General features: G+C 61.8%; 23 protein-coding genes and 1 riboswitch. Of the genes, 10 read left to right on the top strand and 13 right to left on the bottom strand.

The window, feature by feature from the left end; genetic code table 11:
• Positions 1 to 53: 53 nt before the first annotated feature.
• Positions 54 to 1415, bottom strand: coding sequence for a sodium-dependent transporter (locus AC1IN8_RS08845; protein ID WP_139438216.1), 1362 nt, complete (start codon positions 1413 to 1415; stop codon positions 54 to 56).
• Between the two features lie 195 nt (positions 1416 to 1610).
• Positions 1611 to 1877, bottom strand: coding sequence for a helix-turn-helix domain-containing protein (locus tag AC1IN8_RS08840; protein ID WP_005298604.1), 267 nt, complete (start codon positions 1875 to 1877; stop codon positions 1611 to 1613).
• Positions 1878 to 2135: 258 nt separating this feature from the next.
• Between AC1IN8_RS08840 and AC1IN8_RS08835 the strand changes: the two genes are divergently transcribed.
• From AC1IN8_RS08835 to AC1IN8_RS08820, 4 genes are all read left to right on the top strand, one after another.
• Complete coding sequence (locus tag AC1IN8_RS08835; RefSeq protein ID WP_319913207.1) at positions 2136 to 2729, top strand: hypothetical protein; 594 nt, start codon at positions 2136 to 2138, stop codon at positions 2727 to 2729.
• A 308-nt stretch (positions 2730 to 3037) separates the two neighbouring features.
• Complete coding sequence (gene ompA / locus AC1IN8_RS08830) at positions 3038 to 4057, top strand: porin OmpA (RefSeq protein WP_041206213.1); 1020 nt, start codon at positions 3038 to 3040, stop codon at positions 4055 to 4057.
• A 417-nt stretch (positions 4058 to 4474) separates the two neighbouring features.
• Positions 4475 to 5476: a porin OmpA gene (ompA, locus tag AC1IN8_RS08825; RefSeq protein ID WP_139438212.1), complete on the top strand. Its 1002-nt coding sequence runs from the start codon at positions 4475 to 4477 to the stop codon at positions 5474 to 5476.
• A gap of 220 nt (positions 5477 to 5696) precedes the next feature.
• A complete protein-coding gene (locus AC1IN8_RS08820; RefSeq protein WP_479758644.1) occupies positions 5697 to 6773 on the top strand; it encodes an OmpA family protein in 1077 nt (358 codons plus the stop codon).
• Between the two features lie 73 nt (positions 6774 to 6846).
• On the opposite strand, the gene AC1IN8_RS08815 is transcribed toward AC1IN8_RS08820, so the two are convergent.
• On the bottom strand, positions 6847 to 8541 hold the full coding sequence (locus tag AC1IN8_RS08815; protein ID WP_479758643.1) for an NAD-dependent malic enzyme: 1695 nt from the start codon (positions 8539 to 8541) through the stop codon (positions 6847 to 6849).
• 55 nt (positions 8542 to 8596) lie between these two features.
• Positions 8597 to 9454: a helix-turn-helix transcriptional regulator gene (locus tag AC1IN8_RS08810; RefSeq protein WP_479758642.1), complete on the bottom strand. Its 858-nt coding sequence runs from the start codon at positions 9452 to 9454 to the stop codon at positions 8597 to 8599.
• Between the two features lie 120 nt (positions 9455 to 9574).
• Here AC1IN8_RS08810 and AC1IN8_RS08805 point away from each other — a divergent pair, with 120 nt between their 5' ends.
• Complete coding sequence (locus AC1IN8_RS08805; protein WP_479758641.1) at positions 9575 to 10954, top strand: MATE family efflux transporter; 1380 nt, start codon at positions 9575 to 9577, stop codon at positions 10952 to 10954.
• Between the two features lie 121 nt (positions 10955 to 11075).
• Complete coding sequence (locus AC1IN8_RS08800; protein WP_479758639.1) at positions 11076 to 11324, top strand: YciN family protein; 249 nt, start codon at positions 11076 to 11078, stop codon at positions 11322 to 11324.
• Between the two features lie 25 nt (positions 11325 to 11349).
• On the opposite strand, the gene AC1IN8_RS08795 is transcribed toward AC1IN8_RS08800, so the two are convergent.
• The gene (locus AC1IN8_RS08795) at positions 11350 to 12489 is read right to left on the bottom strand and encodes a GGDEF domain-containing protein (RefSeq protein WP_139438202.1); all 1140 of its coding nucleotides are present in this window, start codon (positions 12487 to 12489) and stop codon (positions 11350 to 11352) included.
• A gap of 243 nt (positions 12490 to 12732) precedes the next feature.
• Between AC1IN8_RS08795 and AC1IN8_RS08790 the strand changes: the two genes are divergently transcribed.
• The gene (locus tag AC1IN8_RS08790) at positions 12733 to 14130 is read left to right on the top strand and encodes a nucleobase:cation symporter-2 family protein (RefSeq protein ID WP_139438201.1); all 1398 of its coding nucleotides are present in this window, start codon (positions 12733 to 12735) and stop codon (positions 14128 to 14130) included.
• A gap of 98 nt (positions 14131 to 14228) precedes the next feature.
• Entirely contained in the window at positions 14229 to 14945 is a 717-nt protein-coding gene (locus AC1IN8_RS08785; RefSeq protein WP_479758638.1) for a lipoyl protein ligase domain-containing protein, read from the top strand.
• A 98-nt stretch (positions 14946 to 15043) separates the two neighbouring features.
• Here AC1IN8_RS08785 and AC1IN8_RS08780 read toward each other — a convergent pair whose 3' ends face one another.
• Positions 15044 to 16426: an alanine/glycine:cation symporter family protein gene (locus AC1IN8_RS08780; protein ID WP_139438197.1), complete on the bottom strand. Its 1383-nt coding sequence runs from the start codon at positions 16424 to 16426 to the stop codon at positions 15044 to 15046.
• 251 nt (positions 16427 to 16677) lie between these two features.
• A riboswitch (glycine riboswitch) is annotated at positions 16678 to 16793 on the bottom strand.
• A gap of 506 nt (positions 16794 to 17299) precedes the next feature.
• On the opposite strand from AC1IN8_RS08780, the gene AC1IN8_RS08775 reads away from it, so the two are divergent.
• A complete protein-coding gene (locus tag AC1IN8_RS08775) occupies positions 17300 to 18448 on the top strand; it encodes a type III PLP-dependent enzyme (protein WP_202046888.1) in 1149 nt (382 codons plus the stop codon).
• A 75-nt stretch (positions 18449 to 18523) separates the two neighbouring features.
• Here the strand turns inward: AC1IN8_RS08775 and AC1IN8_RS08770 are convergent, their stop codons facing one another.
• The 3 genes from AC1IN8_RS08770 to yfcD all read right to left on the bottom strand — a co-directional run bounded on the left by AC1IN8_RS08770 (position 18524) and on the right by yfcD (position 20730).
• The gene (locus AC1IN8_RS08770; protein WP_202046889.1) at positions 18524 to 19489 is read right to left on the bottom strand and encodes a calcium/sodium antiporter; all 966 of its coding nucleotides are present in this window, start codon (positions 19487 to 19489) and stop codon (positions 18524 to 18526) included.
• A 124-nt stretch (positions 19490 to 19613) separates the two neighbouring features.
• A complete protein-coding gene (locus tag AC1IN8_RS08765) occupies positions 19614 to 20087 on the bottom strand; it encodes a peroxiredoxin (RefSeq protein WP_139438192.1) in 474 nt (157 codons plus the stop codon).
• A gap of 112 nt (positions 20088 to 20199) precedes the next feature.
• Complete coding sequence (gene yfcD, locus AC1IN8_RS08760) at positions 20200 to 20730, bottom strand: NUDIX hydrolase YfcD (protein WP_319917206.1); 531 nt, start codon at positions 20728 to 20730, stop codon at positions 20200 to 20202.
• 177 nt (positions 20731 to 20907) lie between these two features.
• On the opposite strand from yfcD, the gene AC1IN8_RS08755 reads away from it, so the two are divergent.
• Positions 20908 to 21123, top strand: coding sequence for a DUF1107 family protein (locus tag AC1IN8_RS08755; RefSeq protein WP_139438188.1), 216 nt, complete (start codon positions 20908 to 20910; stop codon positions 21121 to 21123).
• A 102-nt stretch (positions 21124 to 21225) separates the two neighbouring features.
• On the opposite strand, the gene AC1IN8_RS08750 is transcribed toward AC1IN8_RS08755, so the two are convergent.
• From AC1IN8_RS08750 to AC1IN8_RS08735, 4 genes are all read right to left on the bottom strand, one after another.
• Entirely contained in the window at positions 21226 to 21969 is a 744-nt protein-coding gene (locus tag AC1IN8_RS08750) for an amino acid ABC transporter ATP-binding protein (protein ID WP_005328952.1), read from the bottom strand.
• Between the two features lie 13 nt (positions 21970 to 21982).
• Positions 21983 to 23077 carry an amino acid ABC transporter permease gene (locus AC1IN8_RS08745; protein WP_479758637.1) on the bottom strand — a complete coding sequence of 365 codons (1095 nt, stop codon included), beginning with the start codon at positions 23075 to 23077 and terminating at the stop codon, positions 21983 to 21985.
• A gap of 9 nt (positions 23078 to 23086) precedes the next feature.
• Positions 23087 to 24274, bottom strand: a complete 1188-nt coding sequence (locus tag AC1IN8_RS08740) for an amino acid ABC transporter permease (protein WP_241672805.1) — start codon at positions 24272 to 24274, stop codon at positions 23087 to 23089.
• Between the two features lie 67 nt (positions 24275 to 24341).
• Positions 24342 to 25361 carry an amino acid ABC transporter substrate-binding protein gene (locus AC1IN8_RS08735; protein ID WP_202046893.1) on the bottom strand — a complete coding sequence of 340 codons (1020 nt, stop codon included), beginning with the start codon at positions 25359 to 25361 and terminating at the stop codon, positions 24342 to 24344.
• Positions 25362 to 25685 lie beyond the last annotated feature (324 nt).

Below are 25685 nucleotides of genomic sequence, written 5' to 3'. Positions count from 1 at the left end.
ACCCAATGAAAAAGAGCGCCATCAGGCGCTCTTTTTCTGTCCGGACCGCGAGGTCAGAACAGCCCCAGTCCCTTGAGCATGACGATCAGGATGAGCGGCGGCGACACGTAGCGGATGATGAAGAACAACGGCTTGAGGATGGCCAGCTCCAGCTCGCCCCCATTGGTCAGCGCCGCCTTCATCCGCTCGAAGCCCCAGACCCAGCCCACGAACAGGCAGAGGAAGATGCCGCCAAGGGGCATCAGCACATTGGAAGAGACGAAGTCGAACAGATCGAAGAAGGTCTTGCCGGCTATCTGCACGTCCGCCAGCGTGCTGTTGGAGAGCGCACAGGTCGATCCGACCGCCCCCAGCACCAGCAGGTTGATCAGGGTCGCCCTTCTTCGGCTCATGTGGAAACGCTCCGAGAGCACCGAGACCGGCACTTCCAGAATGGAGAGCATGGCCCCCGTGGCCGCGATGGCGGAGAGCACGAAGAACAGCACCATGAAGAGGTGGCCGAACGGTATGCTGGCAAACACCGCCGGAATGGTGATGAACAGCAGGGAGGGGCCGGCGGTCGGCTCGAAGCCGAAGGCAAACACCGCCGGGAAGATGGCAATCCCCGCCAGCATGGAGACGAACAGATCGGCGCACATCACCCGGACCGTGGTGAGCGGTATGTGCTGATCGTCCCGAAAGTAGCTGCCATAGGTCATCATGCAGCCCATGCCGATGGAGAGCTTGAAGAAGGCCAGCCCCATGGCCGTCAGCACCACGCCGGCGGTGACCTTGGAAAAATCGGGGGAGAACAGGAAATTCAGCCCCTCGCTCGCCCCGGGCAGGGTCAGGCTGCGAATGCCGATCACCAGCAGCAGGATGAAGAGCACCGGCATCAGCCGCTTGGTGACGGCCTCTATCCCCTTCGACACCCCCATCAGCAATATGCCTCCCATCAGCGCCAGCACCAGCCACTGCCACAGCAGGCTCTGCAAGGGATCCGTGATGAGCGAATTGAAGGCCGCCCCCGTGACGGCGGGATCGGTCGAGAGGATCTCGCCGCTGGCCGCCTTGAAGATGTAGGCAAACACCCAGGCCGCCACTTCGGAGTAAAACGACATGATGAGGAAGGCCGCGCTCACCCCCATGGCCGCGATCAGCCACCAGGGTTGTCCCTTGGGTGCCAGCTTGATGAGCCCGCTCACCGCATCGGATTTCGCCTGACGCCCCAGCATGATCTCCGAGATCATCACCGGCAGCCCCACCAGCAGGGTGGCGATGACATAGACCAGCAGAAAACCGGCGCCCCCGTTTTCCCCGGTCAGATAGGGAAACTTCCAGATGTTGCCAAGGCCGACCGCCGAGCCCAGGGTCGCGGCAAGCACGCCGAAGGTGCTGGTAAAGCCATCTCTGGCTTTGGGAAGGGTATTGCTCATGCGTGTCTCGCTTTGTGGATCAGGGGCCTGAAATTAAAGGGTCGGAATTTTCCGGGGATTAATCCAGCTTGCCAAGGTGATTTAGTTGAAATCGCCACATGAAGCACACAACGCACTCTTTATTTAAATAAATGCCTGTTTTGACAAATAAAAAATGCCGCCTAGCGGGCGGCATTTTTATCAAGGCTCAGGCAATCAAGCCTTGGCAATATCGTCCGGACCGATCTGACCGATTTCGGCGACTTTCTTGTCGGCCAGCAGCCAGAGGGTGAACTTGTGCAGTTCCGGGTGATGAGCCAGGGCGACCAGGAAGGCGCCTCCAACTTCACGGTAACCCAGTTCATAGTTCTTCAGGGTAGTCGGGGGGACGCCCAGCAGATCGGCAAACTTGGGACGGCTCAGGCCAACCGCTTCGCGGATCTGACGGATCTTCTTGCCAACAGTTACGATATTTGAATTCATGTGTTCCATACTCCGTTCGGCGGATTCACTCCACCTTTATTTTTCGCGACGACTCGTAGTCAAGTGTATCAGTTTTGAACGGACTCGTTATGGTCGAGCCTCTATCTTTAATAAGCGTCTTTCGACGACAACCCTAACAAACCTCGGGGATGGTAATCGCAGAGTCGCCTCAGGTAAACAGTCTCGAAGAGAAACCTTTATTGTTGCCACGGCCATAACTCGTATAATTCGCCGGTTATCCCTTAAAGAGTATTCAGCATGGCATTTCCCGGCATCATCTCCCGACTTCACCCGGATTCAGACCCCGATTCCCTCCCCCGCCAGCTCCGTCAGAGTCAGCAAACCCGGGCCGAGGCTCTCTGGCTGCCCGCCGCCATGCAGAGCGAGGCCGCATCCGTACTGACTTCCCTTCCGGACAAGTGCGGCCTCTATCTCGAGCAGGCCGCCCCCCTGCCCCTGCGCAGCCACGACGGCGTCCTGCAGCCAGATGGCAGCCTGCTGCTCGGCAATGGTAACCGCATGACACTGGCGACGGAAAAAGGGGATGGTGGGCTGGTGCCCGAGCAGGGCCTGCAGGAGATGGCCCAGTGGCTTGAAGCCGGCCATCAACATTTCATCTGTTCAGCCGCGATTCAGCCGGTGGCCAGGGCCATCCTCAATATCTGGCCCCTGGACCCCTATCTCGCCCGCCATTTTTTACTCGGCTTCACACCCTTGCTGTGCGAAGCAACCGAGGCCGACTATCTCGCGGTGTTTGCGGCCAGGGACGCTATCGCCACCCCGCAGCACGCTTGGGTTGAGGCCTATATGAAGCTTGAGCGAAAGCTGCATCGCGCCTACTTGGATCACTAATAAATCCAGATAAACAGCCAGTTATCCATACGACACAATCTGCCCCACAGATTATCTGTGAGCTTGATCATGTTTTGAAATGAGCATAAAGTGCGCCACGTCATCGGAATGACATCGGCTGTTCGTGGCGAAGTATGCGCTCTCGATAGTGCAACTCGCCCACCTGTGCACCCAGATAACGTGCCTCCTGGATGGATCTAGGATCCCTGCTCGGCGCAACCCTTGTTGCCCGGCAGAGCCAGCAGCTTACATAAATTACAAAGTGCGAAGCACGTGAACAACGTGCCATCTCAACGAGGATTAATTTTATGATGAAAATGGCTCCTTCCCTGATCGCCATCGCCATGGCTGCCATGGGTGCAACTGCTGCACACGCCGCTGATGATATCTACTTCGGTGCCGGTGTCGGTGCAACTCACTTCAACGGTCTGAACAAGATCGAAGGCGTGAACACTGGTGAAGAAGACGCGGCTGCTGCCAATGCCTTCGTTGGTTACAACTTCAACGAGTACTTCGGTTCCGAACTGGGCTACCAGTACACCGGCCGTGGCAACACCGATGGCAACCGTTACGAGAGCCAGGGTGCCACCCTGTCCGGTATCGCTCGTCTGCCGCTGGGCAACGACTTCTCCCTGTTCGGTGAAGCTGGCGCCTACTGGGGCCACACCGACGGTATGGGCACCAGCGATACCAAGGTATCCCCGCTGGCCGGTGCCGGTGTGACCTACAAGGTCAACGACGCGCTGGATCTGCAAGCTCGTTACCGCTACATGTGGGACGTGGCTGACCTGCACGCCGACAACGTACGCTACAAGTCCAACCAGAGCGTTGCGACCCTGGAAGCCGTTTACCACCCGTTCCGTACTTCCTACGTAGCGCCGGCTCCGGCTCCTGTTGTTGAAGAAGCGCCGGCTCCTGCTCCGCAGATCGTTGAAAAGAACTTCGCCCTGAACTCCGACGTGCTGTTTGCCTTTGGCAAAGACAGCCTGAAGGCCGAAGGCGTGGAAGCCCTGAACGCTCTGTACCAGCAGATCGTCGAGTTCCAGCCGAAAGACGGCAACGCCGTTGTTGTTGGTTACACCGACCGTATCGGTTCCGACGCTTACAACCAGAAGCTGTCTGAAGCCCGTGCCCGCACCGTTGCCAACTTCCTGGTCAGCAAGGGTATGGCTGCCAGCAAGGTTGCCATCGAAGGTCGTGGCGAAGCCAACCCGGTTACCGGCACCAAGTGCAACGGCGTAACCGCCAAGGCTCAGCTGATCTCCTGCCTGGCCCCGGACCGTCGCGTAGAAGTGCGCGTATCCGGCGTACAGGAAGTTCAGCAGTAATCTGACTCCGCTCAGATAACGCGAAAAGGGGATGCCACGGCATCCCCTTTTGCATGTCTGTCGCCTCAAACGTCACCCTCTGTCTCATCACACTCTCCCCGCCCCCTCTCTGATCAGGCCGCGCCCCGTCGCGCCAGCGCTGCATATCTGACCAGAAACTTGATCAAGCCGATTCAAAAGAATACAGTAGCAACGCTTGTAAGACATTGGATGAACTATTAAAAGTCCCCATTGCCCGGTTAGTTGTCCATGGAGAAACAGCTTCATGAGAATCCAGGTTACCATCCATTTTTTATTCAAGCCGTCCGTGACGAGATCACGGAATCGCAACATGACAACATGAAGTGTCATCTGCGATCGGTATAACAAAGAGTGCGCAGTACGCCCATAGCACGGCAACTCAACGAGGATAAAATGATGAAAATGAAAGTGGCTCCAACCCTGATTGCTCTGGCTATTGCAGCCATGGGAACTTCCACCGCCCAGGCGGCTGATGACTGGTACACGGGTATGGGGGCAGGTTGGGCTTATGGCCATGACCTGGACTCCTTCGGTCTGGATGCTGACAAGGACGCCACCGCGATCTCCCTGTTCGGCGGTTACAACTTCAACGATTACTACGCGGCCGAGCTCGGCTACCTCTACGCAGGCAAGGGTGGCGTCGATGGCGTCGACTTCAAGACCCAAGGTGCGACCCTGTCCGCCCTTGGCCGTCTGCCGCTGGGTGACATCTTCTCCGTGTTCGCCGAAGGCGGTGCCTACTTCAACCATGTCAACGGCAATGGCGAGAGCGACAACGGCACCTCGCCCCTGGCCGGCCTGGGTCTGACCGCCAAGGTCTCCGATCTGCTCGATCTGCAGGCCCGCTACCGCTACATCTGGGATCTGGGTGACGAGCAGAAGACCTGGAAGACCGACATGAGCGTCGCCACCGTGGAACTGGTGATGCACCCGAACCGCAAAGCCTATGTAGCTCCAGTGGCCGCACCGGCTCCCGAGCCGGTTCCCGAGCCCGTCATGGTCGACAAGAACTTCTCCCTGAGCTCTGACGTGCTGTTTGCCTTCGGCAAATCCACCCTGAAGCCGGAAGGGACTGCCGCCCTCAACACCCTGTATCAGCAGATCGTTGACGTTCAGCCGAAAGATGGCAGCGCCGTGGTAGTCGGTTACACCGACCGTATCGGTTCCGACGCCTACAACCAGAAGCTGTCCGAAGCCCGTGCCCGCACCGTGGCCGACTTCCTGGTCGGCAAGGGTCTGCCGGCAGGCAAGGTCGCCATCGAAGGCCGTGGCGAAGCGAACCCGGTCACCGGCACCCAGTGTGACGGCGTCAAGGGCAAGAACCAGCTGATCGCCTGCCTGGCACCGGATCGCCGCGTCGAAGTGCGCGTCACCGGCGTGCAGGAAGTCCAGCAGTAAGCGGTCAATCCGCACCTGAAAAAAAGGGGCCGTACGGCCCCTTTTTTTTGTTGTCCTCCACGCCTGCCCAAGGCGCCACACTTGCCTGCTTCCTCACAAATTTTCCATATAGATGCGCCACTTAAGTGGTTAAACCTCTTATATCGCCTATACATAATGGTGGCTATACATAACAAAGGGCTGGGAGCCCTATAACACCCAACATCGACGAGGATACGCGATGAACATAAGACTGAAACCCGTGTGGATTGCATTGGCATTGGCGACGAGTGCCGCCCAGGCGGCGCCTATGCACGACTGGTATATAGGGGCAGGGGGAGGCTGGGCCATCGCCCACGACATCAATGATTTCAGCCAGGGGGTCGACAAGGACGCCACCGCCATCGATGCCTTTGTCGGTTACAACTTCACCGAAAACCTGGGCGCCGAGCTCGGCTATCTGTCGACCGGTGACTGGGACATCGCCGGCAACGACTTCAACAGCCAGGGTGCCACCCTGTCGGTGATAGGCAGACTGCCCCTTGGCGACATCTTCTCGGTGTTCGCCGAAGGTGGCGGCTATCTCTACCACGTCGACTCCGTCAACGGCGGCGACGACAACCTGGCCCCGCTGGCGGGTCTAGGGCTGACCGCCAGGCTCACCGACTGGGTCGACATCCAGGCGCGCTACCGCTACCTGGTGCGGGTCGGGGACGATCCTGACAACGACAAGCTGGGCAGCGGCACCCAACGCTGGGTCAGCGACATCAGCACCGCCACCCTGGAGCTGGTGCTGCACCCCAACCGCACCGTGGCCGCAGTGCCGGTGGCCGCCCCCCTGGTGGTGACCCCGCCGCCGCCCCCCGAGCCGGTGGATCAGACCTTTAACCTGAGCTCTGACGTGCTGTTTGCCTTCGGCAAGGCCGAGCTCAAGCCAGAAGGCATGGCCGCCCTGGACGATCTCTACCAACAGATAGTCGACGTCAAGCCCAAGGATGGCAACGCCCTGGTGATGGGCTATACCGACCGCATCGGCTCGGATGCCAACAATCAGGCACTGTCGGAGGCCCGCGCCAGCACGGTCGCCAACTTCCTCATCGGCAAGGGGCTGCCCGCCGACAAGGTGAGCATCCAGGGCAATGGCGAGAGCAATCCGGTCACCGGTACCCAGTGCGATGACGTCAAGGCGAGAGCCGCCCTCATCGACTGCCTGGCCCCGGATCGCCGGGTCGAGATCCGGGTGACCGGCGTGCAGGCCGCCGCACCAGAGGCCACCGAGCCCGCGGCCGAACCTGCTGCCGAGGAACCGGCACAATAACCCCTCATCCGCCTCTGCCGTGCACAAAAAAAGGGATGCTTGCGCATCCCTTCTGCTTTTGCGGCCTCTTCGATCAGAACGAGGTGCGACGATAGCGGCGGTATTCCGGCCGCCAGAAGTTCGCCTCTATGGCCTGATCTATCACATCATCCGGGGTCTGTACCGCCTTGCCCTGCAGCATGGCGGTCTTGGCCACCATCTTGGCGATGTAGCGGGAGACCCGATGGATATCCGCCAGATCCGGCAGCAAGGAGCCCTCCTCTCCCTTCACCAGCGGCGAGCACTCCGCCAGCGCCCGGCTGGCAGACATCAGCATGGCGTCGGTCACCCGGGTGGCGCCCGAGGCGATGACGCCAAGGCCTATCCCCGGGAAGATGAAGGAGTTGTTGCACTGGGCGATGACGTAGCGCTTGCCCTTGTACTCCACCGGCGCGAACGGGCTGCCGGTGGCCACCAGCACCTGGCCGTCGGTCCAGCGGATGAGATCCGCCGGCGTCGCCTCCACCCGGGAGGTGGGGTTGGAGAGCGGGAAGATGATGGGACGAGCACAGTGCTTGTGCATGGTCTTGACCACCTCTTCGGTGAACAGGCCAGGCTGGCCGGAGACCCCGATCAGGATGTCCGGACGGCCGTGCTCCATCACCTCCAGCAGGGAGATGTTGTCCCCCACCGGCCACTCCTTGATCCGCTCCAGCGGCTGGGAGAGCTTGCGCTGGAAGTCGAGCTGGTTGGGGATCTTGTCGGTGATGAGGCCGAAACGGTCCACCATGAAGACCCGGCCGCGGGCCTCCGCATCATTCAGCCCTTCGGCCTTCATCTGCGCCACTATCTGCTCGGCGATGCCGCAGCCGGCGCTGCCCGCACCGAGGAAGGCGACCCGCTTCTCGGAGAGCTTGGCCCCCGAGGCCTTGCAGGCGGCGATCAGGCTGCCGAGGGTCACCGCGGCCGTGCCCTGGATGTCGTCGTTGAAGCAGCAGAGCTCATCCTTGTAGCGGTTGAGCAGAGGAGTGGCGTTGCCCTGGGCGAAGTCCTCGAACTGCAGCAGGATATCGGGCCAGCGGCGTTTGACCGCCTGGATGAAGGCGTCGACGAACTCGTCGTACTCCTCCCCCGAGATGCGCGGATTGCGCCAGCCCATGTAGAAGGGATCGCTGAGCAGCTGCTGGTTGTTGGTGCCCACGTCCAGTACCACCGGCAGGCAGTAGGCCGGGGAGATGCCGCCGCAGGCGGTATAGAGCGACAGCTTGCCGATGGGGATGCCCATGCCGCCGATGCCCTGATCCCCGAGGCCCAGGATCCGCTCGCCGTCGGTGACCACTATCACCTTGACGTTCTGCTTGGTGGCGTTTTGCAGCATGTCATCGATCCTGTCCTTGTCCGGATAGGAGATGAACAGCCCGCGGGCGCGGCGATAGATGTTGGAGAACTCCTCGCACGCCTTGCCCACGGTCGGGGTGTAGATGACCGGTAGCATCTCGGGCAGGTGGTTGGTCAGCAGGCGGTAGAACAGGGTCTCGTTGGTGTCTTGAATGTTGCGCAGGTAGATGTGCTTGTCCATGTCGTTGCCAAACGCCATGAACTGGCGATAGGCGCGCACCGCCTGCTCTTCGATGGTCTCGATGTTCTGGGGCAACAGGCCTTCCAGGTTGAAGCTGCTGCGCTCCTCGCTGGTGAAGGCGCTGCCCTTGTTGAGCAATGGGGTCTCCAGCAGGGCCGGGCCGGCGTAGGGGATGTAGAGAGGACGTTTCTGATTATTATCTTCAAACATGGATCTGTACCTTGACTGTGTGGCCCGCCGATCCTATGGGCTTGCGTCCTGAATTTCAAAGAGTTTGCACATCCGTTGCAAAAGGTTTGCGACCCAAGCGACGAAAGGCCCCAGGGGTCTGACCAGTGAGGCTGCGAAAGCGGTTCGCGAAGTTGGCCCCATCGCTGTAACCGACCCGGCTGGCGAGTTCACTCAAAGGCCAGTTGGTGTAGAGCAGCAGCTGGCGCGCCTTGTTCATCCGAAGCTGGGTCAGCCAGGCCATGGGACCCATGCCGAACGCCTGTTGGCAGAGCCTGTGCAGGTGAGGCACGGAGCAGGCCATCTGATCCGCCAGCAGGGCCACGCTCCAGGGCTCGTCCAGACGTGCCTCCACCCGCCGAAACAGCGCCTGCAGCCTCAGCTCGGGGGTGCCGCGCACCTCCCCCTGCAAGGCTCTGTCCAGCAGGGCCAGCAGCAGGCTCAGCAGCTGGGGCTGCAGGGGGGATCTCACCCCTTCCCCCTGCATCAGGCTGAGCAGATGATAGAGCTGCTCCCCCTCCTCCCCCAGCCAGATACGGTGGCCGAGCCGATGCAGGTGGCGCCAGCGCGGCACGTCGTCCAGCAGGATCCAGCTGGTCTGCCAACTCTCCCCCGCGAGGCGCAGCCCCCCCGGCACGGCGGCGGGCAGGAACACCAGGGCCCCAGCCGGTATCGGCTGCTCCCCCGCCTCGGTGAGCAAGACGCCCCCCTCCCCGTGGCTCACCATCAGGATGTGAAACTCGGGTCTGTTGCGGCGGATCAGGTAGTGATCCCGCAAGCGGGAGAGGCCGGTCAGGAAGATGCCCGCCTCCCCGAGCAGGGGCAACCCCTCGCGCCCCAGCATCCGTTCGTCACAGCCCGGTGCGATTTCCAGGCACTCGCTCGCAAAGCTCATGGCACCTCAACAAGATAGTTTTGCACAAGAAAGCCGAGAGTCGCTCACAGTGGGAACCCTCGCAACACCCCCTATCATACCTCCGATGAATATCATCTTTTACCAACCCGGTTAACAGATATGAATTATTGGCAAGCGATTTTAAAACAAACCACCGATCGCGAGTTCATGACCCGATTGTGGCGCCTGGCCCTGCCGGTCTCGCTGCAATCCATGATGTTCTCCCTGCTCGGCCTCATCGACATCATGATGGTGAGCCAGCTTGGCACCACGGCCGTGGCGGCCGTCGGCTTGGGTAACCGGGTTTTCTTCTTCAACCTGCTGGTGATAGCGGGGCTCTCCGGCGGGGTCTCGGTGTTGGCGGCACAATACTACGGTCGCGGGGAGCTGGCGGGGGTGCGTCGCTCCCTGGCGCTGGCCCTGGTGGGCGCCCTGCTGGTGAGCCTGCCCTTTGCGCTCGTCTACGTGCTCGCGCCGGGCAGCGTGCTGGGCTTCGCCAGCCAGGATCCCGTGCTGCGCCCCCTGGCGGACGAGTTCCTGATGATCACGGGGGCCACCATCCTCTGCACCGCCGTGGTGGTGCCCCTGGAGGCGGCCCTGCGCTCCGTGGGCAACGCGGCGGCACCGACCCGCATCGGCATCATCGCCATCATCGCCAACGTCATCCTCAACTACGCCCTCATCTTCGGCAATTTCGGCTTCGAGGCCATGGGCGTCGCGGGCTCGGCCTGGGGGACAACCATCTCCCGTCTGCTGCAAACCGCACTGCTGCTGGCCTATGTGCTGCGCAAGGAGCCCAGGCTGGTGCCGCGCCTGACGGACTGGCTCGCCGCCTTCCAGCGCAAGGAGGTGGTGCGCTTCACCCTGATCGCCCTGCCGCTGTTGTTGCACGACGGGCTCTGGGCCTTCGGCATGCTGCTCTACGGCTTCCTCTATGCCCATCTCGGCACGGATTCCCTCGCCATCATGACCACGCTGGGGACCCTCGAGAGCATCCTTATCTCCCTCTTCTTCGGGCTGGCGGTGGCCTGTTCCACCCTGCTCGGTCACCGGCTCGGGGCAGAAGAGTATGACGCCGCCTGGCAGCACTCCCAGCTGTTCCTGCTGCTCGCGCCGGTGGGTGCCCTGCTGGTCGGGATGGCGGTCTGGATGGTGCAGACCAACCTGCTGCAGTGGGTGGGCAACCTGCCCGCAGAGCTGATGGGAGAGGCGGGTCAGGTGCTCGGCATCCTCTGCATCGGCATGCTGCTCAAGGTGTTCAACATGGTGGGCATCGTCGGGGTGCTGCGCTCCGGCGGCGACGTGAACTACAGCATCTTCATCGACGTGGTCGGCATGTGGTGCATCGGCCTGCCGCTGGCCTGGGTGGCGGTCAGCCTGCTCGGCTGGCCCCTCGCCTGGGTGGTGGCCGTGGTGCTCTTGGAGGAGCTGTGCAAGGTGTTGCTGGTGCAGCGCCGCATTCGCCAGCGCCATTGGCTCAAGAACCTGGTGATGGGTTGATGCGCGGGCAAAATGCGGGGTCACATCAATGACAGAAAATCCCCTTTTGCAGTATGCTTTGCCCTCTTCAATCAGCGACGGGGCACCCCTGCCCCGTCAGTAGTCGTTTAAGGAGACGAGCATGCAACCCGAAAAAGAGCTGATCACCGAGACTGCCCTGCTGGAGATGGCCAACAAGATCATCCGGGACCACGAAGACTTCATCCACGGCATGCGTGCCGATGCGGTGGAGCAGAAGGGGGAGATCCTGGTGTTCAAGGGGGAGTTCTTCCTGGCCGAGGATGGCACCCCGACCGGCAAGACAATGGCGGTGTTCAACATGTTCAAGCTGCTGGCCCAGCAGTTGTCAGGCAAATATCGGCTGAACTGATAGCGCCCCAGACAAGATGCCGCCCTCAGGCGGCATCCGTCTTTGTGGACCCGGGCTTGCCCGGCGTCTTCGCCAGCTCGCCCACCACGCAGTTTCGCCCCGCCATCTTGGCCATGTAGAGGCACTCGTCGGCCCGGTTGAGCAGCTCCTCGACGCTCTCCCCGCGCAGGGACAGGGTCAGGCCTATGCTCACCGTCACCTCCAGCAGTTCATCCGATGTCGGACTCTTCACCAGACGCGCCTCCACCGCCACCCGCAGTCGCTCGGCGACCCGCTTCGCCTGGGCCAGCTCGGCGCAGTTGGGCAGCAGTATGGCAAACTCCTCCCCCCCGTAGCGACCGAGCACCATGCCGGGCTCCAGCTGCTCAGCCAGGGTCGCCGCCACCTCTTTCAGCACGGCGTCCCCCGCCAGATGGCCGAAGGTGTCGTTGATGCGCTTGAATCTGTCCAGATCCAGCAGCAGCACGGCAAAGGAAGCCTGCTTGCGGATCATGCTGACCCTGGCCTTCTCGAGCTGCTTCATCAGCAGGCGGCGGTTCATCATGCCGGTCAGCTCGTCCGTGGTGGACTCCCGATAGAGCTGCAGCAGCATGTTGAGCTGGCCGCACTGCACCCAGGCACTCGCCACCGTGAAGAGCCCCAGCAGCCAGACCTGGTTGAGGGTCTGCACGCTCAGGAGCGGCTGGCCCACCAGGAGCCAGTTGCCCGCCAGCATGGTGATCAGTATGCCCCCCGCCAGTTGCAGGCTGAGGGAGAGCGGTATGGGGAAGATGGCAAACAGGCTGATGAGTAGATAGGGGAAGGCCATGTAGCCCGCCTGCAGCTCCTGATCCGTCCCGAAGCTGTGCAGACAGATGAGGGAGAAGAGCATCATCACCGCCATCAGGTAGCCCAGCGCCAGCTTCATGCGCTCGCGCTTGAAGTGGATGAGATAGGAGAGGGGAATGAGGGGAGAGAGGGCCAGCAGGCAGAAGATCCTGACCTGAAACAGTTCGTCAAACTGGGTGGCGGGCAGGGTCAGCCAGTCCACCAGCGCCCAGGCAGGCAAGCCTACCATCAGCAGGCAGGTGAGCAGGCGCAGACGCACCGTCATAAAGCCCATGCGGGTCAGGGTGAAATCTTCGGAGTGGGCACGGGCACTCCAGAACTCCGACAGCTTCAGCATCCAGAGTCTCCATTTTACAACTGAGGGCTCATTCTACACCGTCCCTCCCTGGATGCATCAGCATGTCCCCCATTTATAACGAGAACTGCCTCACACAAATCGGCGGATCATAAACGCCGCGCGCAAACGTTTCAACCCATCGAAAAATAAACCGGTTATTGCTCCAATTAGCGCTGGTCAGCCCAGGTTCAGCCACTAGAATAGCGCCCAATTTTCTCCCCCTCCCCACACTCAGAGGTATTTATGGAACAGGCTGCCGCCGTGCGCGCGACTCCAGAGACCCACCCCCCCAGGCGAGCCCACAGCGAGCTCATCTATGGCATAGACGAGGTTCCGCCCCTGCCCCAGACCCTGTTCGCCGCCCTTCAGCACATGCTCGCCATGTTTGTCGCCATCATCACTCCGCCCCTCATCATCGCCAATGCCCTGGGCCTCCCGGCCGCCGACACCCGCTACATCGTCTCCATGTCCCTGGTCATGTCCGGCATCGCCTCCTTCATCCAGACCCGCCGCTTCGGCCCCCTCGGTTCGGGCCTGCTCTCGGTGCAGGGCACCAGCTTCAACTTCCTCGGCCCCATCATCGCCTCCGGCCTGGCCCTCAAGCAAGCCGCCATGCCCACGGAAGATCTGCTGGGCACCCTGTTCGGCACCATGCTGGCGGCCGCCCTCACCATAGTGGTGATGAGCCGCTTCCTGCATCTGGTCAAGCGCATCATCACCCCCCTGGTGACCGGCATAGTGGTGCTGCTCATCGGCCTGACCCTGATCAAGGTGGGCCTCATCAGCATGGGTGGCGGTTATGCCGCGCTCTCGGACGGCAGCTTCGCCAGCCACACCAACCTCTTCCTCTCCCTGCTGGTGCTCGGCCTCATCGTGTTGCTGCAGCGCAGTCGCAACCCCTGGCTGCGCCTCTCCGCCATCATGATCGCCATGCTGGCGGGCTACGCCGTCGCCCTGCTGCTGGGCAAGGTCAGCCCTCCCACCTTCGAAGGCCCCCTGGTGATGGTGCCCATCCCGCTCCACTACGGCATCGGCTTTGACTGGCAGCTGTTCGTGCCGCTCGCCATCATCTTCGTGGTGACGGCACTGGAAGCCATAGGCGACATGACAGCCACCTCGGACATCTCCGGCGAGCCGCTGGACGGGCCCGTCTACATGGCGCGGATCAAGGGGGGCGTGCTGGCCGATGGCGCCAACTCCATGCTGGCGGCGGTCTTCTCCACCTTCCCCATGTCCACCTTTGCCCAGAACAACGGCGTCATCCAGCTGACCGGGGTCGCCAGCCGCCATGTCGGCCTCTTCATCGCCGCCATGCTGGCCCTGCTCGGCCTCTTCCCGGCGGTGGCCAGCCTGGTGCAGCAGATCCCCGAGCCCGTGCTGGGGGGCGCCACCATCGTCATGTTCGGCACCATAGCCGCCGCCGGGGTGCGCATCATCTCCCGCGAGGAGCTCGACCGCCGCGCCCTGATGATACTGGCTGTGTCGCTCGCCATGGGGCTGGGTGTCGCCCAGGTGCCCGAGGTGCTGCAACACCTGCCGGAGCTGGCCAGAAGCGTGCTCTCCTACGGCGTCGCCACCGGCGGCCTCACCGCCATCGTCATGAACCTGCTGCTGCCCAAGCGCGGCGGCGCACAGGCCTGACGCGCTCCAGAGCGAACAGGTAAAGCCCCGCAGTGCGGGGCTTTACCTTGTTTGTCGCCCCGGGTACTGTGCTGGCAGCCTTTTTTGAGGATGCCGCCATGCCCTATCGCCTGCTCTCTCCCCTCCCCGATACCGCTTCACCCGCACAGATACTGGCGCAAGAGCAGATTTGGCTGCGGGAGTGCGCCCATGACGGCCAGCCCCGCGCCCACCTCTGGCAGGCCCCCCAATGCCTTATCGTCACCCGCAAGGACGTGCGCCTGCCCCACTATCAGGCGGCCTGCGAGCAGCTCGCCAGCGAAGGCTGGCCCGTCCATGTGCGGGACAGCGGCGGCACCGCCGTGCCCCACGGGGCCGGCATCCTCAACATGTCTATCTTGCTGCCACGTACCACCACGGATCTTGGCCACTACTACCATCTCCTGGGGGCGCCGCTGCTGGCCCTGCTGGGCGAATACGATCTAGAAGGAAACTATGACTTCGTGCCCGGATCCTTTTGCGACGGTCAGTACAATCTGGTGATCGGGGGCCGCAAGGTCACCGGCACAGCCCAGCGCTGGCTGGCGCCGGGGCAGGTTCACGGGGGCGCCGTGCTGGCCCAGGCCATGTTGCTGGTGGCCGGTGATGTGGACGAAGGCACCCGGATGGCGAGCCGCTTCTACGAGCTGGCGGGCGGGGAGCTGCGTTTCTTGCCCGGCACCTCCACCACGCTCGCGCGCGCCATCTGCTGGCAGGGTGACGAAACCGAACTGGTAGCAAGGGTGCGAGTGCGGCTGGCGCGACTGCTGACGGAGAGTCAGATGCCCTTACCCTGAGCCCCCGGAGGGAGAGGGGTGCCTCCTCCATGCGCCATTCATAAAAAAGCCACGACTCGGGTCGTGGCTTTGCTTTTCCGCATTGGTCGGGCACAGATTCAGGCGGTCTGCGGCTCGGGCTCGGACTCCGTATCGCTGTCCCGGTCCCGACTGAAGTAGGCCCGGGTCTCGGCGATCACCACGTGACGCAGGCCGATAAGGCCGATGAGGTTGGGTACCGCCATCAGGCCGTTGACGATGTCCGCCAGCAGCCAAATCAGATCCAGATGGAGGAAGGCGCCGCTCGCCACCAGCACCAGATAGACGATGCGATAGGGCTTGATCGCCTTCACCCCGAACAGGTACTCGGTGCAGCGCTCGCCGTAGTAGTTCCAGCCGAGGATGGTGGTAAAGGCGAAGAACAGGAGGCCGATGCTCACCAGATACTGGCCTATGTGGGCGTCCAGCCCCTGGGCAAAGGCCTGGCTGGTCATGGCGGCGCCACTCAAGTCACCGCTCCACACGCCTGTCACCACCAGGGTCAGGCCCGTCATGGTGCAGATGATGATGGTGTCGATGAAAGTGCCGGTCATGGAGACCAGCCCCTGCTCCACGCAGGAGTCCGTCTTGGCCGCCGCCGCGGCTATGGGGGCCGAGCCCAGCCCGGACTCGTTGGAGAAGACCCCCCGTGCCACCCCGGACTGGATCGCCAGCATGATGCCGGCCCCGACGAAGCCGCCGGTGGCCGCATGGCCGGTGAAGGCGCTCTCGATCACCAGCATGACGGCGTCGGGCAGGGCGCCGGCGTTGTTCACCAGCACGCCCAGACAGGCGAGTATGTAGAAGATGGCCATGAAGGGCACCACCTTGCTCGAGACGCTGGAGATGGACTGGATGCCCCCCAGGGTCACCAGGGCCACGATCAGGGTCAGCACCACCGCGGTCACTTCACGGGGCACCGAGAAGGAGAGGCTCATGGCATCACTGATGGCGTTGACCTGAGGGAAGGTGCCGATGCCGAAGAAGGCGACGCCGATGCCGAACAGGGCAAACAGCTTGGCCAGCGGCCTGGAGCCCAGCCCCTTCTCCAGATAGTACATGGGGCCGCCCGCCATCTGGCCATTGGCATCCTGCTCGCGGTATTTGACCGCCAGCAGGCACTCGGCGTACTTGGTGGCCATGCCGAACAGGGCTGCCATCCACATCCAGAACAGGGCGCCGGGGCCGCCGAGCTTGATGGCGGTGGCCACCCCGACAATGTTGCCTGTGCCTATGGTGGCGGAGAGGGCGGTGCACAGGGCGGCGAAGCTGGAGACATCCCCCTGCTTGCCCTGACCCTGATCCCGGCCAAAGACCAGCTTGAGGGCGAGCGGCAAGCGCACGACCTGAAGCAGACCCAGACGCAGGGTAAGGTAGATACCGGTCCCGACCAGCAGGATCAGCAGGGGTGGACCCCAGACAAAGCTATCGATGGCGGCGAGCGCCGATTGAATTGATGACATGCATCCTCCTTAAAAAACAACGATTAAGGAGGAGAAGGATGATCTTCCCATTAGGTGTCGCGATCGGCCAGAGGCGATCGGATGCGGGCCAAAAACGTGCTCACACTCTTACTGCGAGGCCGTGATCAAGGCTCATGCGCTGCTCGGAAGCCTCATGTATTCACATACACTCCGGTTCCTGCGCTGCTCTTTACCTTGCTGACGACCTCTCGTGACAGATCGTGAACAGTTCCAAGCTCAGGTACAACCATCCCATCCCCTCTGTCCTTTTGCCTGAGAGTTTCCGGCGCCAGCCAGCCCTTGCGGGTCGTCATGGTGCCTTGCTCCTTCGGCGCCCGATCTAACGGGTCTCTCCAGAGTATCGTCCAGTAGCAGTCCACACCGGTTGCCCGGTACCTGAAAGATTCACTTCTTCGGTGGATGGTCCCCCATCGCTCTCCTGCTACCTTCATCCGAACTAGTTTGGATTAGGAAGCGGGCATGTTAATCCAAAAAATGTGAGCTGTCTCCCACTCGGCCAGCCATGGCGCTGCTTTTTTCTGTCCAGGCCATGAGCGGAGCCATGTTAAATGTTCGTTAACTATCAATAGCTTATGAAGTCTTCTCTGCCAATGCTGCACACCGGCAGGGGCAGAGTGCCCCATATCAAGATGATGTTTCGTCTCGACCAGAAATACTTGCCAACATATCCAATCAAAATGCTTGCACACAAACTCAATAAGTCGATAATCCCGCGCATAACTAAGCACTTTGCAAGGGAGTTATGCATTGTGCCTGGTCGGTCCCTCCGGACCACTCGCCTGAGCCGGCCGTCGCCGGTTCAATCGCATATGGCTTGGGCATATCACGCCCCCTAAGGATGATCAAAAGAGAATGAACGAGACCCTGGTCGCACAAGATTACCGTCAGCTGGTTGAACAATTTGGCTCCCCCCTGCTGCTGCTCGACAAGGCAGCCGTCCGCAAACAGTATCGGGCCCTGGTGGCCGCCCTGCCCGATGTGCGCTTGCATTATGCACTCAAGCCCCTGCCCCATGAGGCTGTGGTCTCTGTCTTGAAGGAAGAGGGGGCCTGTTTCGATCTGGCCACCAATGGCGAAGTGGATCTGGTGCGCAGCCAAGGGGTTCGCCCGGGACGCTGCATTCACACCCATCCCATCAAGCGCGACAGCGACATCCGTTATGCGCTGGAATTCGGCTGCACCGTGTTCGTCTACGACAACCCGCTGGAGCTGGAGAAGTTCCTGCCCTACAAGGACGAGGTCAAACTGCTGCTGCGGGTCAGCTTCCCGAATCCCGAGACCAAGGTCGATCTCTCCAAGAAGTTCGGCTGCACTCCGGAGCAGGCGCTGCCGCTGCTGCAACTGGCCCAGGCCAAGGGGATCAAGGTGATGGGGCTGTCGTTCCACGTCGGCTCCCAGGTGCCCCACCCCCGTCGCCACGTGCAGGCCATCGACGCCTGCCGCGAGATCATGGAGCAGGCCTGGGATCTCGGCCTCAAGCCCTGGGTGCTGGACATCGGCGGCGGTTTCCCGGTCGATTATGAGGGCGGCGAGTTCGACATCGACGGCTTCTGCGCCCCGATCCGCGAGGCGCTGGCCAAGCTGCCCGCCACGGTGCAGAAGATTGCCGAGCCGGGCCGTTTCATCAGCGCGCCGGCCATGACGTCGGTCGCCAGCGTGATGGGCAAGGCCCACCGCGGCGACAAGATCTGGTACTACCTGGATGACGGCCTCTACGGCAGCTACAACGGTCAGCTCTATGATCACGTCACCTACCCGGTGAGCACCCCCTACGCCCAGGGCCCGCTGCACAATGCCGTGCTCTCCGGCCCCACCTGCGACAGCGTGGACGTGATCCGCGACGGCATCATGCTGCCGGATCTGGCCATCGGCGAGCTGGTCATAGGCAGGGTGATGGGTGCCTACACCTGGGCGTCGGCCTCCACCTTCAACTTCTTCCCCAAGGCGAGCATCCTCATCCTGGACAGCGCCCAGAAGCAGAAGCTGGTAGCAGTGGCCTGAACGGTTTGACCGCGCCGGCAACATAGAGAAGGGGAGCCATTGGCTCCCCTTCTTGTTTGTCTTGTCATGCCCTTATCAGAACTGGCTGGTCAGCAGCCAACCGGTATAGGCGACGAAGATGCAGAGCAAGATGCCCCCTTCCACCCTGTTGATGCGGCCCTGTCCCTTGCGGCCCAGGCACATCACCAGCAGCAGCAGGGTCAGCCCCATCATCAGGCTCCAGTCGCGGGAGAGCACCGCCGGGTCCACGTCCAGGGGCGCTATGCCGGCGGCGATGCCCACCACGGCCAGGGTGTTGAACAGGTTGGAGCCAAGCACGTTGCCGAGGGCCAAATCGTGCTCCTTCTTCTTGATGGCCATCAGGGAGGAGGCGAGCTCCGGCAGCGAGGTGCCCACCGCCACTATGGTCAGACCGATGACCAGGTCGCTGATGCCAAATGCCTGGGCTATGGTCACCGCGCCCCACACCAGCAGGCGGGAAGCGCCCACCAGGAGTACCAGGCCGACGATCAACCAGAAGATGGCCTTCTTGAGCGGCATGGCTTCGCTGTCGAGCTCCACGTTCACGTCTTCGTCCAAGGCGTCTCCCTTGCCCTTGATCCCGGTCCAGATGGACCAGCCCAGCAGTGCGATGAAGACGCCACCCAGAATGAGGGCGTCGCCACGCCCCAGGTGACCATCGATGAGCAAGGCACCGGTCAGCAGGGTGATGCCGAGCAGTATGGGGATCTCCTTGCGCACCACCTGGGAGGAGACGGCGATGGGGCTGATGAGGGCTGTCAGCCCGAGAATAAGGGCGATGTTGGTGATGTTGGAACCATAGGCGTTGCCGAGCGCCAGGCCCGGGTTACCCTGCATGGATGCCAGGGCCGAGACCACCATCTCGGGAGCCGAGGTACCAAAACCGATGATCACCATGCCGATCAGCAGCGGCGGCATGCCGGCATAACGGGCGGTGGCGGCGGCGCCGTCCACAAATTTATCCGCACTCCAGACCAGCAACGCCAGTCCGGCAATCAGGGCAACAAAAGCCAGGGTCATATTCTTCCATCTCGTCGACTGCAAACACGAGAGCCAGGCGGCTAGCCTGGCTCCATCCAAACGCGGCCTCAGTGTATCGAGCCGCCTTGCTATTTCAAGCTGAAATCAAACGACGATTAACAATTCACAAGGCGGCCAGCAGGCTCTGTGCATCCGACACCTCGAACTTGCCGGGAGCCTCCACGAACAGTTGCTCGACCACGCCATCATTGGCGATCAGGGCAAAGCGCTGGGCACGCAGGCCGCCGAAGGCGCCGGTCTCCTTGGCAAGGCCGAGGGCCCGGGTCCAGCTGCCGTCCCCATCCGCCAGCATGGTGATGGCGTCGGCATTCTGGGCCGCCTGCCACGCCCTCATCACGAAGGCATCGTTGACCGAGAGACAATAGAGGGCATCGACGCCCTTGGCCTTGAACTGATCCGCCAGCACCACATAGCCGGGCAAGTGGGCGTTGGAGCAGGTGGGGGTGAAGGCCCCCGGCACCGCGAACAGCACCACCTTCTTGCCCGCAAACAGGGCCTGGGTATCCTTCACCTGCTTGCCCTCGGCGGTGATGAAGGTAAATTCCCCTGCGGGCAGGGATTGACCGACCGTGATCATGATGACTCATCCTTCTGTGGTTCAAAGAGGCCCAGTCTACCCCAATCCACCCACAGGTGAACGGGTCCATCCGGGCGCAATAAAGATAACGCGCAACAAGCGTTTGCTGCCGCTAACCCTGGCCTGCTTGCGAGCGTCGCGCCTGCCAGGTGGCGATGGCGAGGAGGGAATCCGGCGTGAATTCATCGGCCCGCTCGGCTATCTCGGCCAGGCTCATCCAGTGCACCTCGCTCACCTCCTCCGCCTGGAGTTGCAGCGGCCCCTGATAATGGCAACTGAACAGACCACCCCAGACCCGATAGCCTCCCCCACTCGCCTCCCCCTCGGCGTAGAAGGTGCCGAAGTCGTGCAGGGGCACGTCGTGGATACCCAGCTCCTCGGCCAGCTCGCGCCGGGCGGAGGGCTCCATCGCCTCCCCAGTGGTCACCACGCCACCGGCGCAGGCATCCAGCATGCCGGGGCAAAAATCCTTGCTCGGAGTGCGCCGCTGCACCAGTACGCGCCCGGCCTCATCGAGCACCAGGATATAGCTGGCGCGATGGCGCAAATTCTCCTGACGCACCCGGGTGCGCTCGGCCACCCCGATCACCCTGTCCTGCTCGTCTACTACGTCCACCCACTCCACGTGCGGCACCTTGTCCATCCTGCGATGGCCGCAGTATATCGGGGCCGGGGCCGGGGGCTGCACTACTTTTTCAACGCCGGGAGCAGGGGGATGGCACGCCATAACAAGGATTCATACAAACCTTCATCAAGTGTCACATCAGTGTCATGGTGAGACGGCATAGTGTGCCCTGTCCAAACAACAGGGTCTCTTGCCATGAAGGTGTTCAAGCAGTTGTCTCCTCGTCGAATTGCCCGCTATATCAAAAGCTTCCATCACGGCAGCTTCATGGTAGAGGCACTGGGACGATTCGAGTTTCAGGGGGGAGTCATCGATGTGAAGACGCTGGACTGCCGTCAGGCGCTGAGCCTGGCCCGGCAGATCAATCTGGCCGTGCGCGATCTGCGCACCAGCACCCTGTTGCCGGGCTGACATACTCCTTTCCGTTTGTAGTCTGCTTTCATGCATGTCTTTGCCCGCCGCTCACCGAGCCGGCGGGCTATTTTCAATGGGGTTGGCCCCGTCTGACCCGCATCAGTGCTGCAGGATCTGGGAGAGAAACAGCTTGGTCCGCTCCGACTGGGGGTGGTCGAAGAACTGATCCGGCACGTTCTCCTCGATGATCTGGCCGCGGTCCATGAAGATCACCCGATCCGCCACCTGCTTGGCAAAGCCCATCTCGTGGGTGACGCAGAGCATGGTCATCCCCTCGTGGGCCAGCTCCACCATGACATCCAGCACCTCGCGCACCATCTCGGGGTCGAGCGCCGAGGTCGGCTCGTCAAACAGCATCACCTGGGGATTCATGCAGAGGCTGCGGGCGATGGCGACCCGTTGCTGCTGACCGCCGGAGAGCTGACCCGGGTACTTGAGGGCCTGCTCCGGGATCCTGACCCGGCGCAGGAAGGTCATGGCGATCTCCTCGGCCTCCTTGCGTGGCAACTGCTTGACCCAGATGGGGGCCAGGCAGCAGTTCTCCAGCACCGTCAGATGGGGGAAGAGGTTGAAGTGCTGGAACACCATGCCCACCTCCCGGCGTACCGTCTCTATGTTCTTGAGATCCGACGTCAGGGCCGTGCCCTTGACCAGGATGTCACCGCTCTGATGCTCCTCCAGCCGGTTGATGCAGCGGATCATGGTGGACTTGCCCGAGCCAGACGGCCCGCAGATGACGATCTTCTCCCCCCTGCCCACCTGAAGATTGATGTTGCGCAGCACATGAAACTCACCGTACCACTTGTTGACATCCTTGAGTTCTACCACAGCGTCCGTTTTCATCTCGAAACTACTCCTAATGCTTGTGACCGGTGTTGAGTTTGCGCTCCAGATAGATGGAGTAGCGGGACATGCCAAAACAGAACACCCAGAAGATCATGGCGATGAACACATAGGCCTCGGTGGAGAATCCCAGCCAGGCCGGATCCGCCAGCGCCACCTTGGAGATGGCCAGCAGATCGAACAGCCCTATGATCAGCACCAGGCTGGTGTCCTTGAACAGGGAGATAAAGGTGTTCACCAGGGAGGGAATGGTGATCTTGAGGGCCTGGGGCATGATGACCAGCCCCATCACCTTCCAGTAGGAGAGCCCCAGGGCTTCACCCGCCTCGTACTGCCCCTTGGGGATCGCCTGCAGCCCGCCCCTCACCACCTCGGCCACATAGGCCGCCTGGAACAGAATGATGCCGATGAGCGCCCTCAGCAGCTTGTCGAGCTCCACCTCGGTACTCATGAACAGCGGCAGCATGACGGAGGCCATGAAGAGCACTGTGATGAGCGGCACCGCCCGCCAGAACTCGATATAGACGGTGGAGAGGCTGGAGATGACCGGCATGTGGGAGCGGCGCCCCAATGCCAGCAGGATGCCGAACGGCAGGGCGACCACTATGCCCACCACCGCCAGCACCAGGGTCAGCATCAGGCCGCCCCAGCGGTTGGTTTCCACCACCTCGAGACCGGCACCGCCGTGGATCAGCACGAAGGCGATGACAGGGAACACCAGCAGGGTAAAGAGCGCCAGCCAGCCCTTGCGCGGGGTGCGCGGCCAGATCAGCAGCGCCAGCAGCACGGCCAGACCGGCGAAGGCCAGATTGATGCGCCAATACTGATCGACCGGGTAAAAGCCGTAGAGGTATTGCCCCAGACGGCTCTCGATAAAGACCCAGCAGGCCCCGCCCTGGGCGCAGTCGGCACGGCTGCTCCCCTGCCAGTTGGCGGAGAAGATAGCCCAGTCCAGCGCCGACCAGAGCAGTGGCAGCAGCAGATAGGCCAGCACCAGGGTCAGCAGGCCGTTCCACCAGTTGGGGAAGAGGTTCTGTCTGACCCAGGCGACCAGCCCCCGGCGATGATTGGGAGGCGGCAGCGCCTCCTGCAACTCGTTCACAAACATGACAGCTCCCTAGCGCTCGACCAGCGTCATCCTGCGGTTGTAGATGTTCATCAGGACTGAGGTGGTGATACTGATGATGAGATAAACCCCCATGGTCATGGCGATCACCTCGATGGCCTGCCCGGTCTGGTTGAGGGTGGTGCCCATGAACACAGAGACGAGATCCGGATAACCGATGGCGGTGGCCAGCGAGGAGTTCTTGGTGAGGTTCAGGTACTGGCTGGTCAGCGGGGGAATGATGACCCGCATCGCCTGGGGGATGACCACCAGCCGCAGCGTCTTGGTGGACGAGAGCCCGAGGGCGGAAGCGGCCTCGGTCTGCCCCTTGCTGATGGCCAGTATGCCGGATCGCACTATCTCGGCGATGAAGGCTGCCGTATAGATGGTGAGCGCCAGCAACAGGGCCGCGAGTTCCGGCAACACCGTCAAGCCCCCCCGGAAGTTGAAGCCCTGCAGTATGGGCACACTCCAGGAGAGCGGGCTGCCTGCCAGCAGGAAGGCGATGGCGGGGAGCAGGATCACCAGAGCGGCCGCACAGCGCCAGAACGGGAAGATCCTGCCGGTCAGCGCCTGACGGCGCCTTGCCCAGCGACTCAGTCCCCAGCTCAGGACGACAGCGACCAGCAGGGCCCAAAGCACATAGCCAAACCCCTCTTCAAACAAGGGTTTGGGCAGATAGAAGCCCCGTACGTTCAAGAAGGCGAGCCCTCCCAGCTCCACGCTCTCACGGGGAGACGGCAGGGTGCGCAGCACCGAGAAGTACCAGAAGAAGATCTGCAGCAGCAGCGGAATGTTGCGAAACGTCTCTATGTAGACGGTGGCTATCTTGGCTACCAGCCAGTTGCGGGACAGACGCGCTATCCCGAGCACGAAGCCGAGCAGGGTGGCAAACAGGATGCCGAGCACCGAGACCAGCAGGGTATTGAGCAGGCCGACCACGAAGGTGCGACCGAAGGTATAGGTCTCGTCGTAGGGGATCAGGCTCTGCAGGATGCCGAACCCGGCGGTGTTGCCCAGAAAATCGAAACCTGTGGTGATGCCACGGGTCGCCAGATTGGTCAGGGCATTGTTGATGATGTAGAACAGAAACGCGAGAACGGCCGCAATGGCCAGGCACTGGAAGATCTGCGCCCGCACCTTAGCGTCATACCACCAGCGGCCCTGTTCTTTCCTATGGTTTGATGCTTGTATCGCCATGAGGATGACTCCGACAAAGCCAGGGCAAGGGGGAAATGGGGGGCCAGGCCCCCCGACAGCTGTCTAGTTAGCGGATGGGCGGGGCATACATCAGGCCACCCTTGTTCCAGAGCGCGTTGATGCCGCGGTCGATCTTGAGGGGAGAGCCGGCGCCGACGTTGCGATCGAAGGACTCGCCGTAGTTGCCGACCTGCTTGACGATGTTGTAGGCCCACTTGTCATCCAGCCCCAGCACATTGCCCTTGGGCTCTTCCAGCCCCAGCAGGCGACGGATGTCCGGGTTGGTGGATTTGAGCATCTCGTCCACGTTGGCACTGGTCACACCGGCCTCTTCGGCGTTGAGCATGGCGTAGAGACTCCAGCGCACCACCTTGAACCACTGCTCGTCACCCTGGCGCACCGCCGGGCCCAGCGGCTCCTTGGAGATGACCTCGGGCAGCACCAGGGCATCTTCCGGCTTGGTCAGCTTGATCTTGAGGGAGTAGAGCTGGGATTGATCCGAGGTCAGCACGTCACAACGCCCCGCCTCGAAGCCCTTGACGGTCTGATCCGAGGTGTCGAACACCACAGGGGTATATTTCATGCCGCCGTTGGCGCGGAAGTAATCCGCCAGATTGAGCTCTGTGGTGGTGCCGGACTGGATGCAAACGGCTGCCCCGTCCAGCTCCTTGGCACTCTTGACCCCGAGGGACTTGTTGACCAGGAAGCCCTGACCATCGTAGTAGTTCACCCCGGCAAAGGTCAGGCCCAGCGAGCCGTCCCGGGTCAAAGTCCAGGTGGTATTGCGCGACAGCAGATCCACTTCACCGGATTGCAGGGCGGTGAAACGCTCCTTGGCGGTGAGGGAGACATACTTGACCTTGCCGGCATCCCCGAGCACGGCCGCGGCGACCGCGCGGCACACGTCCACGTCGAGCCCTGTCCAGGTGCCCTTGGCGTCCGGGTTGGAGAACCCGGGCAGGCCATCACCGACCCCGCACTGCACGAACCCCTTCTTCTTCACGGCATCCAGGGTACCCTCTGCCCAGACATTGGCTGCCGCCAGCGACAGCACTATCACCATACCTGCCTTGTGTATCTGCTTCATGTCACTCTTCCCTGTGGTTTGATTCGAATTGGCACCCAAACCGAGCAAGATGCCATCGTTTCCCTGCTTTTTTGCAGCTTATCCAGCGCTTCAAAAACCTGTCAATCGGTGCAACCCGGCACAACTGTGGTGCAACAGCACAAAATATTCGAACGATGTGATATGCACTCTCAGAATCAAAAGTAGACCCTTATTCACCAAATAGCCTGCTGTTAAAGGCCATTCCCACTGTGAGGATTATTTTCACAAAAAAATGGGACGCACCGGGATGGGGCAGAGAAATCGGACTCCAACTGACTCATCAGACTCACTTTTCTATCGGCA

This window comes from Aeromonas sp. 130281, from assembly GCF_056642115.1.
The sequence above is the reverse complement of the archived record's forward strand: the minus strand, read 5'-3'. Positions and strand labels throughout refer to the sequence as shown.

What these genes read in the sequence shown, in the direction of transcription:
- AC1IN8_RS08845 (WP_139438216.1), bottom strand. Translation starts at nt 1,415, where the DNA reads ATGAGCAATACCCTTCCCAAAGCCAGAGATGGCTTTACCAGCACCTTC.
- AC1IN8_RS08840 (WP_005298604.1), bottom strand. Translation starts at nt 1,877, where the DNA reads ATGAATTCAAATATCGTAACTGTTGGCAAGAAGATCCGTCAGATCCGC.
- AC1IN8_RS08835 (WP_319913207.1), top strand. Translation starts at nt 2,136, where the DNA reads ATGGCATTTCCCGGCATCATCTCCCGACTTCACCCGGATTCAGACCCC.
- ompA (WP_041206213.1), top strand. Translation starts at nt 3,038, where the DNA reads ATGATGAAAATGGCTCCTTCCCTGATCGCCATCGCCATGGCTGCCATG.
- ompA (WP_139438212.1), top strand. Translation starts at nt 4,475, where the DNA reads ATGAAAATGAAAGTGGCTCCAACCCTGATTGCTCTGGCTATTGCAGCC.
- AC1IN8_RS08820 (WP_479758644.1), top strand. Translation starts at nt 5,697, where the DNA reads ATGAACATAAGACTGAAACCCGTGTGGATTGCATTGGCATTGGCGACG.
- AC1IN8_RS08815 (WP_479758643.1), bottom strand. Translation starts at nt 8,541, where the DNA reads ATGTTTGAAGATAATAATCAGAAACGTCCTCTCTACATCCCCTACGCC.
- AC1IN8_RS08810 (WP_479758642.1), bottom strand. Translation starts at nt 9,454, where the DNA reads ATGAGCTTTGCGAGCGAGTGCCTGGAAATCGCACCGGGCTGTGACGAA.
- AC1IN8_RS08805 (WP_479758641.1), top strand. Translation starts at nt 9,575, where the DNA reads ATGAATTATTGGCAAGCGATTTTAAAACAAACCACCGATCGCGAGTTC.
- AC1IN8_RS08800 (WP_479758639.1), top strand. Translation starts at nt 11,076, where the DNA reads ATGCAACCCGAAAAAGAGCTGATCACCGAGACTGCCCTGCTGGAGATG.
- AC1IN8_RS08795 (WP_139438202.1), bottom strand. Translation starts at nt 12,489, where the DNA reads ATGCTGAAGCTGTCGGAGTTCTGGAGTGCCCGTGCCCACTCCGAAGAT.
- AC1IN8_RS08790 (WP_139438201.1), top strand. Translation starts at nt 12,733, where the DNA reads ATGGAACAGGCTGCCGCCGTGCGCGCGACTCCAGAGACCCACCCCCCC.
- AC1IN8_RS08785 (WP_479758638.1), top strand. Translation starts at nt 14,229, where the DNA reads ATGCCCTATCGCCTGCTCTCTCCCCTCCCCGATACCGCTTCACCCGCA.
- AC1IN8_RS08780 (WP_139438197.1), bottom strand. Translation starts at nt 16,426, where the DNA reads ATGTCATCAATTCAATCGGCGCTCGCCGCCATCGATAGCTTTGTCTGG.
- AC1IN8_RS08775 (WP_202046888.1), top strand. Translation starts at nt 17,300, where the DNA reads ATGAACGAGACCCTGGTCGCACAAGATTACCGTCAGCTGGTTGAACAA.
- AC1IN8_RS08770 (WP_202046889.1), bottom strand. Translation starts at nt 19,489, where the DNA reads ATGACCCTGGCTTTTGTTGCCCTGATTGCCGGACTGGCGTTGCTGGTC.
- AC1IN8_RS08765 (WP_139438192.1), bottom strand. Translation starts at nt 20,087, where the DNA reads ATGATCACGGTCGGTCAATCCCTGCCCGCAGGGGAATTTACCTTCATC.
- yfcD (WP_319917206.1), bottom strand. Translation starts at nt 20,730, where the DNA reads ATGGACAAGGTGCCGCACGTGGAGTGGGTGGACGTAGTAGACGAGCAG.
- AC1IN8_RS08755 (WP_139438188.1), top strand. Translation starts at nt 20,908, where the DNA reads ATGAAGGTGTTCAAGCAGTTGTCTCCTCGTCGAATTGCCCGCTATATC.
- AC1IN8_RS08750 (WP_005328952.1), bottom strand. Translation starts at nt 21,969, where the DNA reads ATGAAAACGGACGCTGTGGTAGAACTCAAGGATGTCAACAAGTGGTAC.
- AC1IN8_RS08745 (WP_479758637.1), bottom strand. Translation starts at nt 23,077, where the DNA reads ATGTTTGTGAACGAGTTGCAGGAGGCGCTGCCGCCTCCCAATCATCGC.
- AC1IN8_RS08740 (WP_241672805.1), bottom strand. Translation starts at nt 24,274, where the DNA reads ATGGCGATACAAGCATCAAACCATAGGAAAGAACAGGGCCGCTGGTGG.
- AC1IN8_RS08735 (WP_202046893.1), bottom strand. Translation starts at nt 25,361, where the DNA reads ATGAAGCAGATACACAAGGCAGGTATGGTGATAGTGCTGTCGCTGGCG.